The sequence below is a fragment of the Micromonospora siamensis genome (assembly GCF_900090305.1).
Taxonomy (GTDB): Bacteria; Actinomycetota; Actinomycetes; order Mycobacteriales; family Micromonosporaceae; genus Micromonospora; species Micromonospora siamensis.
Genome location: NZ_LT607751.1, coordinates 1,431,780 through 1,447,815, shown reverse-complemented (window position 1 = coordinate 1,447,815; position 16,036 = coordinate 1,431,780). Strand labels below are relative to the sequence as shown.

Sequence of the window (16,036 nt, the reverse complement as noted above, 5' to 3'; positions counted from 1 at the left end):
GGGACACCCCCGGGGCCGCGTCGTCGTGGGTACGGCTCAGCCGGCCAGCCGGGCCAGCTCCTCGTCGACGATGGACGGGTCGAGCTTGCGGAACACCGGCTTCGGCGCGGCGAGCGGGCGGCCCGCCTCGATCGGCACCGACTCCCAGCGCGCCCCGACCGTGTAGTCACCGGTCAGCACCGGGTACGCCGGCCCGCCGTCGAGGTCCTCGACCTCCTCGACACGCGGCATCGGCGCGTGCACGCCGGTGCCGCCGAGCAGCTCGTGGATCTGCTGCGCGGAGTGCGGCAGGAACGGGGTGAGCAGCGTGTTGGCGTCGCTGACCACCTGGAGGGCGACGTGCAGGATGGTGCCCATCCGCGGCTTGTCGTCCTCGCCCTTGAGCTTCCAGGGCGCCTGGTCGGACAGGTACCTGTTGGCCTCGGCGACCACCCGCATCGCCTCGCCGATGGCCTGCTTCTGCCGGTGCCGGGCGATCAGGTCGCCGACGGTGGCGAAGCCGGCCTTCGCGACGTCCAGCAGGGCCCGGTCGGCCTCGGTGAGCCCGGCCGGGTCGACCGGCGGGATCGCCCCGAAGTTCTTCGCCGCCATCGAGATGGACCGGTTGACCAGGTTGCCCCAGCCGGCGACCAGCTCGTCGTTGTTGCGGCGGAGGAACTCCGCCCAGGTGAAGTCGGTGTCGTTGCTCTCCGGCCCGGCGACGGCGATGAAGTAGCGCAGCGCGTCGGCGTCGTAGCGGGCCAGGAAGTCGCGGACGTAGATGACGACCTTGCGGGACGAGGAGAACTTGCGACCCTCCATGGTCAGGTATTCGCTGGACACCACCTCGGTGGGCAGGTTCAGCCGGCCCAGCTCGCCCGGCTCGCCGTCCCGCGACCCCTCGCCCGAGTAGCCGCCGAGCAGCGCCGGCCAGATCACCGAGTGGAAGACGATGTTGTCCTTGCCCATGAAGTAGTAGCTCGGGGAGTCCTTCCCCTCGCCGTCGGCGGACCACCACCTGCGCCACGCCTGCGGGTCGCCGGTGCGGCGGGCCCACTCGATGGAGGCCGACAGGTAGCCGATCACCGCGTCGAACCAGACGTAGATCCGCTTGTCGCCCCGGTCCCGCCAGCCGTCGAGCGGGATCGGCACCCCCCACTCCAGGTCGCGGGTGATGGCCCGGGGCTGGAGGTCGTCGAGGAGGTTGCGGGAGAACCGCAGCACGTTGGGACGCCAGCCCTCCCGGGTGTCCAGCCAGCCGCGCAGCGCCTCGGCCAGGGCGGGCAGGTCCAGGAAGAAGTGCTCGGTCTCGACGAACTCCGGCGTCTCGCCGTTGATCTTCGACTTGGGGTTGATCAGGTCGATCGGGTCGAGCTGGTTGCCGCAGTTGTCGCACTGGTCGCCGCGGGCGCTGTCGTAGCCGCAGATCGGGCAGGTGCCCTCGATGTAGCGGTCGGGCAGGGTCCGACCGGTGGACGGGGAGATCGCCCCGGTGGTGACCTTGGGGACGATGTAGCCGTTGCGGTGCAGCCCGGTGAACAGCTCCTGCACCACGGCGTAGTGGTTGCGGGTGGTGGTCCGGGTGAACAGGTCGTACGACAGGCCCAGCGCCCGCAGGTCCTCGGCGATCACCCGGTTGTAGCGGTCGGCCAGCTCCCGGGGGGTGACCCCCTCGGCGTCGGCCTGCACCTGGATCGGGGTGCCGTGCTCGTCGGTGCCGGAGACCATGAGCACGTCGTGGCCGGCCATCCGCATGTACCGGGCGAAGACGTCGGAGGGAACGCCGAATCCGGATACGTGGCCGATGTGGCGCGGGCCGTTGGCGTATGGCCAGGCGACCGCGGCGAGAACGTGACTCATGACCAGCAAGCCTAGTGACCCGCCAGGGGCACCGGCGAATCAATAGGGGTGCGGGGTGGCGGGACGCTCCCCAAAGCTGCCCGATTTGTCGCCGACACGCGGGCTGAGCTGCCCGCCCGCCCCGCCCGGGCGGTGTCCAATGAACGCCGTGACGGGCAGACCAGCCGTACCGGGCCGCGACGAGCCCCCCATCGGGGCGGTGGACGAGAGCGACTCCCGGCGTACCCGGGCCCGGCCCCCGCACGGCGGCGCGGTCGCCCCGCACCCCCGGCCCGGCGCCGGGGGCGCGGCGCACGCCTGCGACGAGCGCGCCGAGGGGGAGGTCGAGCCGACCACCGGCGCGCCGGTGGACGCCGTGCCGCGCCGGGTGCCGGTCCGGCAACCGCACCGCTGGCACCGGCGCGGGCCGGACCCCGACGCCGGCCCGGTCCTCTGGGCGCCGATCGAGGAGGTGCACTGGGACGGCACCCCGCTGCGGGAGGAGCCGGCGACCCGCCGGGACCGGACCCCCCGCGAGGGCCGCTCCCGACGGGTGGCGGCGCGGCCACCCCGGCCGCCGGAGCCGCACCGCGGGCTGGCCGTGGTCGTCACGTTGAGCCTGGTGGCGGCGTTCTTCGGCTGGGTCAGCGCCGGACCGTTCTGGCTCGCGGTCGGGCACTCGACCCGGGGCACCGTGGTGATCGGCGACTGCACGGGCGCCGGGCTGGGCCAGCGCTGCCGGGGGATCTTCACCGCCGAGGGCGAGCAGTTCCGGGCGTACGGGGTGCGGGTCAGCGGCGTGCCCCGGGAGCACGCCACCGCCGGCACCGCGCTGCCGGCCCGGATGACCGGGGCGGGCGGCGGCACCGCGTACGCCGACACCGGCATCGGGCGGCACCTGCGCTGGCTGCTCGGGCTGCTGCTGGTGGTGGCCTGCGGCGCGGGGATCGCCCGGTGGAGCGGGGCCACCCGGCTGCCCGACCCGCGTACCCGACGCTGGGCGGTGACCGGGGCGTTCGGCGGGCCGCTGCTGATCGCCCTCGGCTTCCTGGTCGCCGCCTGGTGAGGGTCGCGGCTCAGGCGTGCACGACGGTGTAGACGTCGCGGCGGCGCAGCCCGTACCCGGTGGCGACCTCGGTGATCGCGTCCCGGCGGGACAGGCCGGCGGCCTCCCGCGCGGCGACCGCGGCGCGCAGCGTGTCGTCGTCCGGCCGCTCGGCGGGCGTGGCCGGCGCCCCGGCGACGACCAGGGTGATCTCGCCGCGCGGCTCGCCCCGCTCGGCCCACTCGGCCAGTTCGCCCAGCGGCCGGCGGACGATCTCCTCGTAGGTCTTGGTCAGCTCGCGGCAGAGCGCGGCGGGCCGGTCGGCGCCGAAGACGGCGGCCAGGTCGGCCAGCGAGCCGGTGATCCGGTGCGGGGCCTCGAAGAAGACCAGGGTGCGTTCCTCGGCGGCCAGCGAACGCAGCCGGGACCGCCGGCCGGCGGGGGTGCGGGGCAGGAACCCCTCGAAGCAGAACCGGTCGCAGGGCAGCCCGGACAGCGCCAGGGCGGTGGTGACCGCGCTCGGCCCGGGGGCCGCCGTGACCGGGAGCCCGGCGTCCAGCGCGGCCCGGACCAGCCGGTAGCCGGGGTCGGAGACGCTCGGCATGCCGCCGTCGGTGACCACCGCGACGACGTAGCCGGCGGTCAACACGTCGACCAGTTCCGGGGTACGCCGCTCCTCGTTGCCCTCGAAGTAGGAGACGATCCGGCCGGGGATCTGGACGTCGAGGTCCCGGGCCAGCCGGGTGAGCCGGCGGGTGTCCTCGGCGGCCACGACGTCGGCGGTGGCGAGCACCTCGCGGAACCGGGCGGAGGCGTCGGCGGGGTTGCCGAGCGGCGCGCCGAGCAGGATCAGGCGGCCGGTTTCGGACATTGCACCCACTGGCGGCACTCCTTCATCGATATCGGTGCCAGGTTCGGGGACGACGGACGCCACCGGGCACCTCCGCAGCCTACGATCGCCGGGTGACGAGTGCGTCGACAGCGCAGAGCGCGAGCGCGGAGCCGACCGGTCCGCAGCGGGTGACGGCCGAGGCCGGGACGACACCCCCGCCGGTGGGCGGTGGCGGCGTCCCCACGGTGGTACGCCGCCGGCTGGCCACCGTCGAGGCGGGGCTGAACCTGCACTCGTGGCTGGCCACCGGGGTGGTCGTCGCGATCGCGGCGATCCTGCGCCTGCTCGGGCTCAGCGGCCCCAAGGGCAAGATCTTCGACGAGACGTACTACGCCAAGGACGCCTACGGCCTGATCGACAAGGGCGTCGAGTGGAACTACAAGGACAACGGCCCGTCGTACGTGGTCCATCCGCCGCTGGGCAAGTGGTTGATCGGGCTCGGCGAGTGGGCCTTCGGCTACCAGGACGCGGAGACGAAGATCTCCGTGCCGGGGCACCTGATGACCACCGCGCCCGAGTTCGGCTGGCGGTTCTCCGCCGCGGTCGCGGGCACGCTCTCGGTGCTGCTGCTGGTCCGGATCGGCCGGCGGATGTTCCGCTCCACCGCGCTGGGCTGCGCCGCCGGGCTGCTGCTCGCCCTGGACGGCTTCCACCTGGTGCTCTCCCGCACCGCGCTGCTCGACATCTTCCTGCTGCTGTTCGTGCTGGCCGCGTTCGGCGCCCTGGTGCTCGACCGGGACGCCCGCCGGCGCCGCTGGGCCGGGGCGCTGGAGGCCGGGCTGGATCCGGGTGCGCCCGGGCCGGCGGGCCGGCCGGCCGGCGGCTGGCGGAACTGGCCGTGGTGGCGGCTGGTCGCCGGGGTGCTGCTGGGCTGCGCCTGCGCGGTGAAGTGGAGCGCGCTCTACTTCGTGCCGGCCTTCGCCCTGCTGGTGATCTTCTGGGAGGTCGGCGTCCGCCGGTCCGCCGGGGTACGCCGGCCGTGGCGGGACGCGCTGCTCGACGAGCTGCCCTGGCTGCTGCTGGCCGGGGTGCTGATGGTGGTCACCTACGTGGCGACCTGGTCCGGGTGGCTGCTCACCGACGTCGGCTACTACCGGGACGCGGCGCGCTACCCGAACAGCGGGCTGAGCGACAACCCCCTGTGGAACCTGTTCAAGTACCACCAGGCCGCGTTCGACTTCCACAAGCAGCTCGACGACCCGCACAAGTACCAGTCCTGGCCGTGGCAGTGGCTGCTGCTGGGCCGCCCGGTGGCGTTCTACTGGTCGGGGGCGGGCTCGTGCGGGGCGCCGACCTGCGCCTCGGAGATCCTGCTGCTCGGCACGCCGCTGCTCTGGTGGTCGTTCCTGCCGGCCCTGGCCGGGCTGGCCTGGCTGGGCGTCGCCCGGCGGGACTGGCGGGCCGGGGCGATCCTGCTCACCGTGGCCGCCGGGCTGCTGCCCTGGTTCTGGTTCGCCCTGGACGGGCGGACGATGTTCTCGTTCTACGCCGCGCCGGCCCTGCCGTTCCTGGTGCTGTCGGTGGTCTACGTGCTGGGGGCGATCATCTCGCCGGCCGGCGAGTCGGCCGCCTCCGCCGAGCAGGGGTACGACCGCCGACTGTTCGGTGGGGTGATCGCCGGGGCGTACGTGCTGCTGGTGGCGCTCTGCTTCGCGTACTTCTACCCGATCTTCGTGGGGCAGCTGCTGCCGTACGACGGGTGGTCGGCGCGGATGTGGCTGGACGGGCGCTGGATCTGAGCCCGTCGGGCGGCCGGGCCTCCGGGACGCGGGGGCCGCAGACAGAGAAGCGCGCCCCGATCGCCTGCCACGGGGGAAGCGGGCGATTGGGGCGCGCGAGGAAAGCTTAACCACCGCGAACCCTTGGCACAACGGGTGCGCTCGGGTCAAATTTCGGATGACGGAATCCGGCGCCCCGCGACCCCGATGATCGTCCGAAGTGGATCTCACTACACTCGCCCGGTGATCAACAAGAGAAGATCGACAGCCGTCCTGTTGGGGCTGCTGGTGGCGACCGCGCTGGCCGGTCCGCCGCCCGCGTCGGCCGACGAGACCACCGAGCCGGCCGCCGAGCCGCCGAAGGTCGAGCTGGTGCTCGACGTGAGCGGCTCGATGCGCGCCCGGGACATCGACGGCCGGAGCCGGATCTCGGTGGCGCAGCAGGCCTTCAACGAGGTCGTCGACGCGCTGCCGGAGGAGACGCAGCTCGGCATCCGGGTGCTCGGCGCCACCTACCGGGGCAAGGACAAGAAGCAGGGCTGCCTGGACACCCAGCAGATCGTGCCGGTCGGCCCGGTGGACCGGACGCAGGCCAAGGCCGCCGTGGCCACCCTGCGCCCGACCGGCTTCACCCCGGTCGGGCTGGCGCTGCGCTCCGCGGCGCAGGACCTCGGCACCGGCACCACCGCCCGCCGGATCGTGCTGATCACCGACGGCGAGGACACCTGTGCCCCGCCCGACCCCTGCGACGTGGCCCGGGAACTGGCCGCCCAGGGCACCCGGCTGGTGGTCGACACCCTCGGCCTGGCGCCCGACGCCAAGGTACGCCGCCAGCTGCTCTGCATCGCCGGGGCGACCGGCGGCACCTACACCGCGGCGGAGAGCGCGGAGGAGCTCACCGGCCGGATCAAGCAGCTCGTCGACCGGGCCAAGGACACGTACACGGCGACCCCGACCGTGGTCGACGGCGCCGCCGGCTGTGTCGACGCGCCGCTGCTCTCCCCCGGCGTCTACACGGACCGCGAGGAGTTCTCCACGCACCGCTGGTACCGGGTGCCGGTCCGGCCCGGGCAGGAGCTGCGCGCCTCGGTCAGCATCGCCCTGGACCGCCCGGTCCGCCCCGACCACGGGGTCCTGCTCCGGGCCACCACCGGCGACGGGCGGGAACTGGTCCGCGGCGTCGACGCCGGCAGCGGGCGTACCGACGTGATCTCCGCCGGGCTGCGCTGGTCAGACACGGACGGTCGGCCGTCGCCGGAGCCCAGCGAGGGCACCCTGGTCGAGCCGGACGTCGTCTGCCTGGTGGTCAGCAACTCCTTCGCACCCCGGTCCGGCACCGAGGCCAAGCCGGGCATGCCGGTCGAGCTGACCGTCGGGGTGGTCGACGCCTCCCCCGCGCCGGCCGGCCCCGGTCTCGGCCGGGGCTGGCTGCTGCTGGCCGTGCTGACCGTGGCGGGACTGCTCACCGGGCTGGTCGCCGGCCTGCTCACCCGCTGGTGGGTCGCCACCTGGAGGGAGAACTGACATGCGTACGCCTCTGATCGTGTCGGCGGCGGCGCTGGCCGCCCTCGCCGGCCCGGCGCTGCCGGCCGCCGCCGCGCCCACCCCCTCGCCCGGCGCCGCCACCGTCACCAAGGCCGGCACGTCGTTCCTGACCGCCACCGCGATCACCGCCGGCCAGCCGGTCCAGGTCGGCGCCTCGACCGGCGACTACCTGTACTGGTCGTTCACCGCCTCGGCGGGGCAGGTGCACCGGATCTCCGCGACCGTGTCGTTCCCGAAGGCACGCGGCGGCCCCTCGGTCTGGTCGGTGGACGTCTTCGACGGTCTGCGCCGCCGGCAGGCGTGCACGACCGGCGCGCAGACCCCGCTGGTGGACGCCACGGCGACCAGCGTCGAGCTGGGCTGCACGCTGCGCGAGGTGCGTTCCTGGGCCGATCCCTGGTCGGCAGACCCGCTCCCCGGCACCTACTACGTCCGGCTGTCGGTGGCGGAACTGCCCGAGGCGGACCTCGGCCTGCCGGTCGACGTGGACCTGCTGGTCTCCGCCGACTCCGACGGTGGGGCCACGGCCGACGACGGCGAGCTGAAGGCGCCGCTGACCGCCGAGAACCGGGCCGGTGCGGTGCTGACCGGCGAGCCCACGCCGGCCCCGGTGCAGGAGAGGGACGGCGTCGGCTGGCTGCCCGCCCTGGGTTCGCGGTGGGCCTGGACCACCGCCGGTGGGATCCTCGCCGCCGTGGCCGGCGTGGTCGGCTTCGGGCTGACCCGCCGCCCCCGCCGGCCCTGACCCGCCGGCCCGCCCGCCCCGGCAGCCGATCTCGACGCCGGGGCGGGCGGGCCGCCGCTCAGCCGCCGCGCGGGCCGCGGGGAAGCCAGCCGATGAACCGGTCCTGGAGGCCGGGCGACGGGGCGCCCCGCAGGTCCTCGGTCGCCGCCGCCAGGCAGGATCCGAGATAGACGCTGAGCGAGGCGCGGTCGACCTGGTACTCGTGCAGCAGCCGGTCGCGCTTGGGCGGGCAGGGCCAGTCGGCGCCGCAGGAGCCGCAGGTCCAGCCGGGTGGGACGGGCAGGTGCTCGTCGGATGCCGACCCGGGTGGTTCCGCGCCTGCGATCATCGCGTCTTCCCTTCGCGTGGTGGGGTGACACCCCGTCGGCCGCCCTCGACAGTGGAGCATCATCCCCGGTGCTGCCCCAACAGCGTCCGGGGACGCTCCGGCGTTACCCCGTTGCGGTACGTTCACCACACTTCTGCTGCCCGTGCCGGGCGGGGGCCCCAGCTGAGGGAGAGCGCGATGCGTGATCTGCTGCCGGCGTCGGTCGCCGTGGCCGTGGCCGGGCCGGCCGACTGGGCCGGTGAGCTGCTGCCCGCCGAGCGGGCCTGCCTCGGTGAACGGGCGGTGCACAGTCGGCGACGGGACTTCACCGCCGGTCGGGTGTGCGCCCGCCGGGCGATGGCGGCCCTCGGTGTGCCGCCGGCCCCGGTGCCGTCGGCGGCCGACCGGTCCCCGGTCTGGCCGCCCGGGGTGGTCGGCACGATCACCCACACCCGCGGCTACTGCGCGGCGGCGGCCGCCCGCTCCGCCGAGGTGCGATCGGTCGGCATGGACGCCGAGCGGCACAAGGAACTCACCCCGGAGGTACGCCGGGTGATCTGCCGGCCCGAGGAGGAGGAGCACTTCACCCGGCTCCCCGCCGGCTCCTCCTGGCCCGTGGTGGTGTTCAGCGCCAAGGAGACCGTCTACAAGGTCTGGCACCCGATCGTGCGGGGCTGGCTGGACTTCCTCGACGCCACGGTGGAGCTGGATCCGGCGGAGGGCACCTTCACCGCCCGGATCGCCCCGGCCCGGGTGGCCGCCGCCGCGGCCGTACGCGCGCCCTCGGTGGTCACCGGGCGCTTCGTGGTCGAGGGGGACCTGGTCCGTACCGCCGCCGTCCTGCTCGACCACTGACGCCGGCTCAGGAGCCGGCCGGCACTCCGGCGTCGAGCTGCCCGATCACCGGGCCGAGCAGGTCGTTCAGCTCGCGGACCAGCACGGCCAGCGCCCCGCGCGCGGCCACCTCCGGCGCGTCGTCGGGCCCCTGCGGCGCCGGCGGCAGCCCGGCGAACGGCACCGGCCCCTCCACCAGCAGCGACGCCCGCAGGTGCGGCACCCGGGTCAGATCCTGCGCGGACGGGTGGGCGTACTGGCCGAAGAGCTGGGGCCAGTCCCGCCAGCCCCGGTCGCGGTACCACTGCCGGCTGTGGGTCAGCTCCGCCGGCCAGGGCGACGCCACCGACACCCGGCAGGTCAGGGTGCCGTCCCACGGGCTGCGCAGCAGGTCGGCGGAGGTGATCCGGCGGTGCCAGCGCAGGTACGGCGGGGCGAGCTCGGCGGCGACCCGCCAGGCGGTCACCGCGAAGCCGACCGGCGAGAAGTCGCCCCACGCGTCGGCGAAGTCGGCACGCCGGCGGCGCACCTCGGCGGCGTACCGGCTGTGGCCGTCCGGGGCGTGCTCGCGGTCGTACTCGTCGTCCAGCCAGAACACCTGTGACCCGGCCACCGGCGACCTCCCTGCGTGGGCTCCCGGTCCAGTGTGCCGCCACCGGGGCCGTACGGCTGACCCGCAACGCGCCGGGCGGCCTCTGTCACCGAAGGTGAGGTTCCTGCGACGATGGCCGGCGTGCACGACGACACGGACAGGCACGACGACGCGGACAAGACGGTGCTGCGGCTGATCGGCTACTGGGCCGCCGCCGGGCAGGAGGAGTGGCCGCACCCGACGGCGTTCGTGGAGCCGGCGGGCGACCCGGAGAGCCGGCGGCGGGTGGTGGCGTACCTGCGGGCGGGGACGACCTGCCTGGCCACCGCCGGGGTCGCCCGGTGTCGGATCTGCGGCGGGCCGAACGGCTCCGGTGAGCTGACCGACGGCCGGCACTTCGTCTGGCCGGAGGGGCTGGCGCACTACGTCGAGGAGCACGACGTCCGGCTGCCCGACGAGGTGGTGGCGACGATGGCCGACCCGCCCGCCCCCGTCGATCCGGTCGCCTTCGAGCGCGACCTCTTCGACACCGGACGGATCGTCATCGACGGCTCCTGGTGGCTCTCGGCGGCCAGAACCGTGTCCTGAGCGGAACTCACCACGCCGTCGGGAGCAGTCCGAGCCTCAGTGGTGGTGGTAGTAGTCGCCCCGCCGGAGCAGCATCGCGACGAGCATGGCCGGCAGCATCAGCAGGTGACCCCCGGTCATCAGCGTCCCGCCGGAGATGGCGCCGAGCCAGTACGGCAGGAGCAGCGCCACGAAGGGCAGGACCATCGCGGCCGACATCTCCACGATGTGCCGCCACGAGTGCCGTCGGATCCTCATCCAGAGGCCCATTCCGATCGTCATGTCGGCAGCCATGATCATTGCATGGGCGTCGGCCCGGTCGGCCAGGCCGGGCGTCGCCCAGGACCAGAGCGGGCCCAGGGCGACCATCCCGACCAGCATGGCGACCAGCATCTCGAGGTAGTGGCCGGCGAAGCGGAGGTGCCCGCGACGGCGGGAGGTGCGGGGCCGGTCGGTCGGGGCGTCGTGGATGGTGGTCGTCATGGCTGGCTCCCGGAGGACGTCGGCGGCTGTGTGTCCGATCGTGCCGCCGATCGCCGGCCGGGCCAGGTGCCGGAGGTCATGGTCACCGGTCACGACCGGGCATGACCCGGCGCTCAGAGCAGGCCGAGTGCGCGGGCCCGCAGCGCCGCCTGGGTGCGGTCGCGGGCGCCCAGCTTGCCCAGGACGCTGGTGACGTGGTTCTTGACGGTGCCCTCGGCCAGGAACAGCGCGTCGGCGATCTCCCGGTTGCTGTGGCCCTCGGCGAGCAGCCGCACGACGTCCAGTTCCCGATCCGAGAGCGGCACCACCAGCGGCTGGGGTCGACTGCCCGGATCGTCCACCGGAAGCCGGGCGAACCGCGCCACCACCTTGGCCGCCACCGACGGTTGCAGGACCGACTCGTTCCGGGCCGCGGCCAGGATCGCCTCCACCAGCCGCGCCGACGAGACGTCCTTGAGCAGGTAGCCGAGCGCGCCGGCCCGCAGCGCCGCGAAGACGTCCTCGTCGTCGTCGAACGTGGTGAGCGCGATCACCCGGATCTCAGGCTGCTCGGCCCGGAGCCGGCGGGTGGCCGCGACGCCGTCCAGCACCGGCATCCGCAGGTCCATGAGCACCACGTCGGGCGTGAGGCCGGCGGCGCGGTCCAGCGCCTCGGCGCCGTTCGCCGCCTCCCCCACCACCTCGACGTCGTCGCGCACGCTCAGCAGGGTGGCCAGCGCCTCGCGAAAGAGCGCCTGGTCGTCGACCAGCAGCACCCGCACCGGTGGACGACTCATCCGGGGACCTCCACCCGCAACCTCGACCCTCGGCCGGGCTCCGAGTCGAAGGTCATCCGGCCGCCCAGGTGCGCGGCCCGTTCCTCGATGCCGAGCAGCCCGAAACCGGAGGACGTCGGCCCGGGGCCGGCACCGGGGCCGTCGTCCCGCACCTCCAGGCGGACGCCGGTGGGCCGCGAGTAGTCCACCGTGAGCTCCACCCGCGTCGCCCGGGCGTGCCGACGTACGTTGGTCAGCCCTTCCTGGGCGGCGCGGAAGAGCGACTCCCGGGCCTGCTCGGGCAGCGGGCGTACCGCACCGACCACCTCCAACGCGGTGGGTACGCCCGCGGCGGAGGTCTCGTCGGCGAGAGCGCGCAACGCCTCGGGCAGCGGCACCGGGGTGACCGGCTCCCGCAGCGTGCCGACCGACCGGCGTACCTCGCGCAGGGCCTCCTCCGCCTGGTCCTGTGCCTTGATGAGCACCGCGTCGGCGCGGCCCGGATCGGCGGCCAGCACCGCGCGGGCCGCCTTGACCTGCATCTGCACGACGGTCAGGGCATGGCCGAGACCGTCGTGGATGTCGCGTGCCACCCGGTTGCGTTCCTCCACGGTGGCCAGCCGCTCCACCTGCACCGCGTACTCGCGCAGCCGCCGGTGTGCCGCGGCCAGCTCGCGGCGCGCCTCCTGCTCGCGGACGAGCAGCTTGGTGATGACGGCCGTGAACAGCACGGCCACCAGCAGGCCGAAGCCCTCCCGCAGCCCGGCCGGCACGGACATCCCGGCGTGCGCCAGCGGCACGACCGCCACCAGCACCACGACCGCCGGCACCGGCAGCACCAGCACGCCCTGCGCGACCAGCACGGCGAAGAAGAGCGTCCCGCCGACGGAGGCCCCGGTCGCGGCGAAGGTCGCGTAGCCGAGCAGCAGCCCCGTCAGCACGTATCCGTACGCCCAGCCGGTGCGCGGCCGGCGCGACACCGGCTCGAAACCGAACGTGGCCAGCAGCAGGAAGGCGAGCGCGACCAGCAGGGAGGTGGCGGGGCGACCGGAGGTCAGCACGTCGACCACGAGGGTCAGGAACGCCCCGACCGCCAGTGCGTTCAACGCCCGCGTCACGGCACCACTGTCTCACCGCCGCGTCCCGCCGGTCGACCCTCCTCGCCGCCGGTCAGTTCGCGGCGAGCAGCCGGTCGACGGTCCGCCGCCCGAGCCGGCTCATCGCGACGTTGGTCTCGGCGTAGTACCAGACCAGCCCCATCGCCTGCTGCAACGCCCAGGCCATCCCCCGGCCCCACTCGACGTCACCGCAGCCGAGGGTCCGGGCGAACTCGTCGCGGGCGGGCCGGTCGAGCAGGTGCCAGGCGCCCACGAGGTCCAGACCCGGGTCCGCCGGGCCGAACCCGCCGCCGTCGAGGACGCCGACCAGCCGGCCGTCGCCGACCAGCACGTTGCCGGGGATCAGGTCCTTGTGCGACATCACGTCCGGGCCGGCCGACGGCAGCGTCCGCAGTTCCGCCCAGAGCCGGCGCAGCCGGGGGACGTCGACCAGCCCCTCGCTGCGGTCGAAGCAGAGCGCCAGCCAGTCGTCGTGGGCGGGCAGCTCGCCACCCCGGCCGCCGCCGGAGAACCGGCGTCCGCGGGTGTCGACCGTCCGCAGCGTACGGATGAGGGCGGCGAGGTCGCGGGCGAAGGCGAGCGACCCACCCGGATCCTCGACGCTGGCCACCCGCCCGGGCACCCAGGTCTGCACGGCCCACGACAGTGGATAGCCGTACCCCGGTTCGCCGAGCGCGACCGGCGACGGTGCCGGCACCGGGCTGCACGCGGCCAGTTCGGCGGCAGCGTCGGCCTCCGCCACCAGCCAGGCGCGTACCTCGGTCGGGTCCTCGGCCCGCAGCGGAAAGCGCGCGGCCAGTTCGTCGCCGATCCGGAAGATCGCGTTGACCGTTCCGTCGGAGTCGACCTGGTGCAGCGGCAGGTGCCGCCACTGCGGGAACTGGTCGTCGACGAGCCGCCGGACCGTCTCGGCGGTCAGGTCGAGCTGGTCCGCGTGCATCGCCATCCGGCCACCCTGCGTGGCGGTCCGGCTTCCCGCAAACGGTTTCGTCCGCCGGCCCTACCGGACGGCCTGTTCCGGGGTCTCCTCCTCGCCCTCGGCAAGGTTGCGCAGGTACCACAGCGTGGTCAGCACGTAGCCGAAGAGGAACCCCAGCGCCGGATAGAGCACGATCACGCTGCCGGCGAGCACCCGGGCCCGGGCCGGATCCGACCCGTCCGGCCCGACCAGCGCGGCCCCCAGCGCCGTGGTGAACGCGCCGAACCACCCGCCGAACCGGCCGAGCTGGGTCAGGCCCGCGCCGAGCAGCAGCTTGGTGAGCCAGTCGGCCACCTGCTCCAGGTTGTTGCCCGGGGTGTACGTCCCGGCGCGCAGCTCGACGACCGTGGCCGCCCCGGCGGCCGGGACGTAGCGGGGCAGTCCGAACAGGAACCCCGCCAGTACGCCCACCGCGCTGGCCGCGAGCGCCACCAGCGCGCCGACCGCGAAGACCGTGGCGGAGCGCTGCTGCCAGGCGTACCCGGCGAGCAGCAGGACACCACCGCCGAAGATCCCGGCGACCAGCAGCATCAGTTTCCGGTTGAGGTCGTGCCGGCCGGATGTCGGGAGGACCGCGCGGAGAGTTGGCATCTGCCACCACCTGGATCACTGGACTGGTGCGTGAAGGCGCGACGCTGCGCGGGGTCACCGGCCGACGTATCTGCTGGTCAGGGCGGTTCCAGACCCAGTGTGGCGCAGTTCCGCCTTGATCGGAACAGGGTCGTGTCCAGGTCCGGGAGGCGGCCTCGCGGCGGCTTTGCGTGCTCCCGGTGACACTCCGGCGGGCCGGCCCGCAACCTCGGACGAGCCGAAGGTGGTGCCGCAGCAGCGCCGTGAGGAGGCCTGATCGACCGGTCCGTGACTGTGACGAACCACCCAGGTCCGCCGGACCGCAGGGTCGGGGCCCGCTGCCTAGGGTCAGGGCATGGCTCTGCGGGTGACGGTGGTGGGCGCCGGAGGCATCGGCGGATACTTCGGTGGCAGGTTGGCCGCGGCCGGCCACGAGGTCGGCTTCCTGGCCCGCGGCGCGCACCTGGAGGCGCTGCGCGGGCAGGGCCTCACGGTGCACGGCCCGGCCGGCGACGTCGTACTCCCGCCGGTGCCGGCCTCCGACGACCCGGGCGACCTCGGGGTGGCGGATCTCGTGCTCCTCGCGGTGAAGACCTGGCAGCTGGACGCGCTCGTCGACCGGCTCGACCCCCTGGTCGGCTCCGGGACGGCGATCCTGACCACGCAGAACGGCATCGACACGCCGGAGCGGGTGGCGGAGCGGTTCGGCCGGGAGGCGGTGCTGCCCGGCACCGCGAAGGTCTTCGCGAACGTCGAGGCTCCCGGCCACGTGCGGCACGTCGGCGGGCCGGGCCTGCTGACGTACGGCGAGTGGGACAACCGGCGCAGCCCACGGGTGGAGCGCATCCGCCGCGCCCTCGACCGGGCGGGGGTGCCGGTGGACGTGCCGCCCGACATCTGGGTCGAGCTGTGGTCGAAGTTCCTGTTCGTGGTGCCGTTCGGCACGCTGGGCGCGGCGACCGACGCCACCATCGGCGAGCTGCGCTCCCGGCCCGACACCCGCGAGCTGCTCACCACGCTGATGCGGGAGATCCACGCCGTGGCCCGGGCCCGCGGCGTCGCGCTCCCGGACGACATCGTGGGGACCACGCTGGACTTCGTCGACCAGCAGCCGGAGCAGGGCCGTTCCTCGTTGCAACGGGACATCCTGGCGGGCCGACCGTCCGAGTTGGAGGCGTGGACCGGGGCGGTCGTCCGGTCGGGCGCCGCCACCGGGGTCCCCACGCCCGCGCACGACATGTTCTACGAGCAACTCTCCGCCCGGCGGCTCCTCGGGCCGGGGCGGGGCTGACGGCGGCTCCTGCCGCCCCTACCGAAAAGGAGAACGACGTGCGCTACGCGGACCACCCCACCGCCGAGTGCGAGGTCCACATCGAGGCGGACCGGGACCGGGTGTGGGACCTGGTGTGTGACATCCAACTGCCCGCCCGGTTCAGTCCGGAACTGCGACGCGTACGACCGCTGGACGACACCGTCCCGCTGACTCAGGGCACCCGCTTCGAGGGACACAACCACCACCCCTTCCTGGGCGAGTGGCGAACCATCTCGTACGTCGTCGAGCTGACTGTCCCGAGCGCCCTGGCCTGGGCGGTGGTGGACGCGGACGGCCGGTTCGGTGGTGGCCCGCCCGACCCGGCGAACCCGGCGGCCACCTGGCGGTTCGACCTGACCCCGGACGCCGGCGGCACCCGGCTCCGCCACGGCGTACGGATCGGTCCGGGCCGGTCGGGCCTCAGCCTGGCGATCGACCGCTCGCCGGAGCGCGAGGAGGCGATCGTCCGGCACCGGCTCGCCGAACTGCGCTCCGGCATCCAGGACACCCTGGACGGGATCAAACGCCTCGCCGAACTGGGGTGACCAGGGCCGGCGGTTCTGCTGCCGGTGGGACATGGGAAAGGCCGTCTCCGCTGAGCGGAGACGGCCTTTGACCTCGGGTGGAGTTGAGGGGATTCGAACCCCTGACCCCCTCGATGCGAACGAGGTGCGCTACCGGACTGCGCCACAACCCCCGGTTTTGGTCCCACCTGGCTGCACCAGGCGGGCCGGCGACAAGGCTAACAGACCGCGC

The 16,036-nt window shown here is 74.3% G+C and carries 17 protein-coding genes and 1 tRNA gene; 8 read left to right on the top strand and 10 right to left on the bottom strand.

Features of this window, described 5'->3' with window-relative positions:
* Positions 1-36 precede the first annotated feature (36 nt).
* The gene (gene metG / locus GA0074704_RS06795) at positions 37-1,839 is read right to left on the bottom strand and encodes a methionine--tRNA ligase (RefSeq protein ID WP_088969702.1); all 1,803 of its coding nucleotides are present in this window, start codon (positions 1,837-1,839) and stop codon (positions 37-39) included.
* A gap of 139 nt (positions 1,840-1,978) precedes the next feature.
* Between metG and GA0074704_RS06790 the strand changes: the two genes are divergently transcribed.
* Entirely contained in the window at positions 1,979-2,884 is a 906-nt protein-coding gene (locus GA0074704_RS06790; RefSeq protein WP_377471183.1) for a hypothetical protein, read from the top strand.
* Between the two features lie 10 nt (positions 2,885-2,894).
* Here the strand turns inward: GA0074704_RS06790 and rsmI are convergent, their stop codons facing one another.
* Positions 2,895-3,734: a 16S rRNA (cytidine(1402)-2'-O)-methyltransferase gene (rsmI, locus tag GA0074704_RS06785; protein ID WP_377471293.1), complete on the bottom strand. Its 840-nt coding sequence runs from the start codon at positions 3,732-3,734 to the stop codon at positions 2,895-2,897.
* 149 nt (positions 3,735-3,883) lie between these two features.
* Here rsmI and GA0074704_RS06780 point away from each other — a divergent pair, with 149 nt between their 5' ends.
* The 3 genes from GA0074704_RS06780 to GA0074704_RS06770 all read left to right on the top strand — a co-directional run bounded on the left by GA0074704_RS06780 (position 3,884) and on the right by GA0074704_RS06770 (position 7,763).
* Positions 3,884-5,494: a dolichyl-phosphate-mannose--protein mannosyltransferase gene (locus GA0074704_RS06780; RefSeq protein WP_231926886.1), complete on the top strand. Its 1,611-nt coding sequence runs from the start codon at positions 3,884-3,886 to the stop codon at positions 5,492-5,494.
* A gap of 222 nt (positions 5,495-5,716) precedes the next feature.
* Entirely contained in the window at positions 5,717-6,997 is a 1,281-nt protein-coding gene (locus GA0074704_RS06775; RefSeq protein WP_088969699.1) for a VWA domain-containing protein, read from the top strand.
* 1 nt (position 6,998) lies between these two features.
* Complete coding sequence (locus GA0074704_RS06770) at positions 6,999-7,763, top strand: peptidase (RefSeq protein WP_088969698.1); 765 nt, start codon at positions 6,999-7,001, stop codon at positions 7,761-7,763.
* Between the two features lie 58 nt (positions 7,764-7,821).
* On the opposite strand, the gene GA0074704_RS06765 is transcribed toward GA0074704_RS06770, so the two are convergent.
* Entirely contained in the window at positions 7,822-8,091 is a 270-nt protein-coding gene (locus GA0074704_RS06765) for a hypothetical protein (protein ID WP_088969697.1), read from the bottom strand.
* Positions 8,092-8,268: 177 nt separating this feature from the next.
* Here GA0074704_RS06765 and GA0074704_RS06760 point away from each other — a divergent pair, with 177 nt between their 5' ends.
* Positions 8,269-8,925 (top strand): 4'-phosphopantetheinyl transferase family protein, encoded by a 657-nt coding sequence (locus tag GA0074704_RS06760; RefSeq protein ID WP_088969696.1) that lies wholly within the window; start codon positions 8,269-8,271, stop codon positions 8,923-8,925.
* Positions 8,926-8,932: 7 nt separating this feature from the next.
* Here GA0074704_RS06760 and GA0074704_RS06755 read toward each other — a convergent pair whose 3' ends face one another.
* The gene (locus GA0074704_RS06755) at positions 8,933-9,517 is read right to left on the bottom strand and encodes a hypothetical protein (protein WP_088969695.1); all 585 of its coding nucleotides are present in this window, start codon (positions 9,515-9,517) and stop codon (positions 8,933-8,935) included.
* A gap of 120 nt (positions 9,518-9,637) precedes the next feature.
* Here GA0074704_RS06755 and GA0074704_RS06750 point away from each other — a divergent pair, with 120 nt between their 5' ends.
* A complete protein-coding gene (locus GA0074704_RS06750; RefSeq protein WP_157743617.1) occupies positions 9,638-10,084 on the top strand; it encodes a hypothetical protein in 447 nt (148 codons plus the stop codon).
* 36 nt (positions 10,085-10,120) lie between these two features.
* Here GA0074704_RS06750 and GA0074704_RS06745 read toward each other — a convergent pair whose 3' ends face one another.
* The 5 genes from GA0074704_RS06745 to GA0074704_RS06725 form a co-directional block, all read right to left on the bottom strand.
* Positions 10,121-10,546: a hypothetical protein gene (locus GA0074704_RS06745; protein ID WP_088973501.1), complete on the bottom strand. Its 426-nt coding sequence runs from the start codon at positions 10,544-10,546 to the stop codon at positions 10,121-10,123.
* Positions 10,547-10,659: 113 nt separating this feature from the next.
* Entirely contained in the window at positions 10,660-11,322 is a 663-nt protein-coding gene (locus tag GA0074704_RS06740) for a response regulator (RefSeq protein WP_088969693.1), read from the bottom strand.
* The gene (locus tag GA0074704_RS06735) at positions 11,319-12,419 is read right to left on the bottom strand and encodes a sensor histidine kinase (RefSeq protein ID WP_088969692.1); all 1,101 of its coding nucleotides are present in this window, start codon (positions 12,417-12,419) and stop codon (positions 11,319-11,321) included. The genes GA0074704_RS06740 and GA0074704_RS06735 overlap by 4 nt, the downstream gene beginning before the upstream one ends.
* 52 nt (positions 12,420-12,471) lie before the next feature.
* Positions 12,472-13,365, bottom strand: coding sequence for a phosphotransferase (locus tag GA0074704_RS06730; RefSeq protein WP_088969691.1), 894 nt, complete (start codon positions 13,363-13,365; stop codon positions 12,472-12,474).
* 54 nt (positions 13,366-13,419) lie between these two features.
* Entirely contained in the window at positions 13,420-13,989 is a 570-nt protein-coding gene (locus GA0074704_RS06725; protein WP_157743616.1) for a hypothetical protein, read from the bottom strand.
* A 334-nt stretch (positions 13,990-14,323) separates the two neighbouring features.
* Between GA0074704_RS06725 and GA0074704_RS06720 the strand changes: the two genes are divergently transcribed.
* Positions 14,324-15,259 carry a 2-dehydropantoate 2-reductase gene (locus tag GA0074704_RS06720; RefSeq protein WP_231926775.1) on the top strand — a complete coding sequence of 312 codons (936 nt, stop codon included), beginning with the start codon at positions 14,324-14,326 and terminating at the stop codon, positions 15,257-15,259.
* A gap of 38 nt (positions 15,260-15,297) precedes the next feature.
* Positions 15,298-15,825, top strand: a complete 528-nt coding sequence (locus tag GA0074704_RS06715; RefSeq protein WP_088969689.1) for an SRPBCC family protein — start codon at positions 15,298-15,300, stop codon at positions 15,823-15,825.
* Positions 15,826-15,903: 78 nt separating this feature from the next.
* Here the strand turns inward: GA0074704_RS06715 and GA0074704_RS06710 are convergent.
* Positions 15,904-15,977: transfer RNA gene (locus GA0074704_RS06710), tRNA-Ala, on the bottom strand.
* Between the last annotated feature and the right edge of the window lie 59 nt (positions 15,978-16,036).

Excerpts from the sequence above, each read along its gene's own strand:
- metG (WP_088969702.1), bottom strand. The coding sequence starts at position 1,839 with ATGAGTCACGTTCTCGCCGCGGTCGCCTGGCCATACGCCAACGGCCCG.
- GA0074704_RS06790 (WP_377471183.1), top strand. The coding sequence starts at position 1,979 with ATGAACGCCGTGACGGGCAGACCAGCCGTACCGGGCCGCGACGAGCCC.
- rsmI (WP_377471293.1), bottom strand. The coding sequence starts at position 3,734 with ATGTCCGAAACCGGCCGCCTGATCCTGCTCGGCGCGCCGCTCGGCAAC.
- GA0074704_RS06770 (WP_088969698.1), top strand. The coding sequence starts at position 6,999 with ATGCGTACGCCTCTGATCGTGTCGGCGGCGGCGCTGGCCGCCCTCGCC.
- GA0074704_RS06765 (WP_088969697.1), bottom strand. The coding sequence starts at position 8,091 with ATGATCGCAGGCGCGGAACCACCCGGGTCGGCATCCGACGAGCACCTG.
- GA0074704_RS06760 (WP_088969696.1), top strand. The coding sequence starts at position 8,269 with ATGCGTGATCTGCTGCCGGCGTCGGTCGCCGTGGCCGTGGCCGGGCCG.
- GA0074704_RS06745 (WP_088973501.1), bottom strand. The coding sequence starts at position 10,546 with ATGACGACCACCATCCACGACGCCCCGACCGACCGGCCCCGCACCTCC.
- GA0074704_RS06740 (WP_088969693.1), bottom strand. The coding sequence starts at position 11,322 with ATGAGTCGTCCACCGGTGCGGGTGCTGCTGGTCGACGACCAGGCGCTC.
- GA0074704_RS06730 (WP_088969691.1), bottom strand. The coding sequence starts at position 13,365 with ATGGCGATGCACGCGGACCAGCTCGACCTGACCGCCGAGACGGTCCGG.
- GA0074704_RS06725 (WP_157743616.1), bottom strand. The coding sequence starts at position 13,989 with ATGCCAACTCTCCGCGCGGTCCTCCCGACATCCGGCCGGCACGACCTC.
- GA0074704_RS06720 (WP_231926775.1), top strand. The coding sequence starts at position 14,324 with ATGGCTCTGCGGGTGACGGTGGTGGGCGCCGGAGGCATCGGCGGATAC.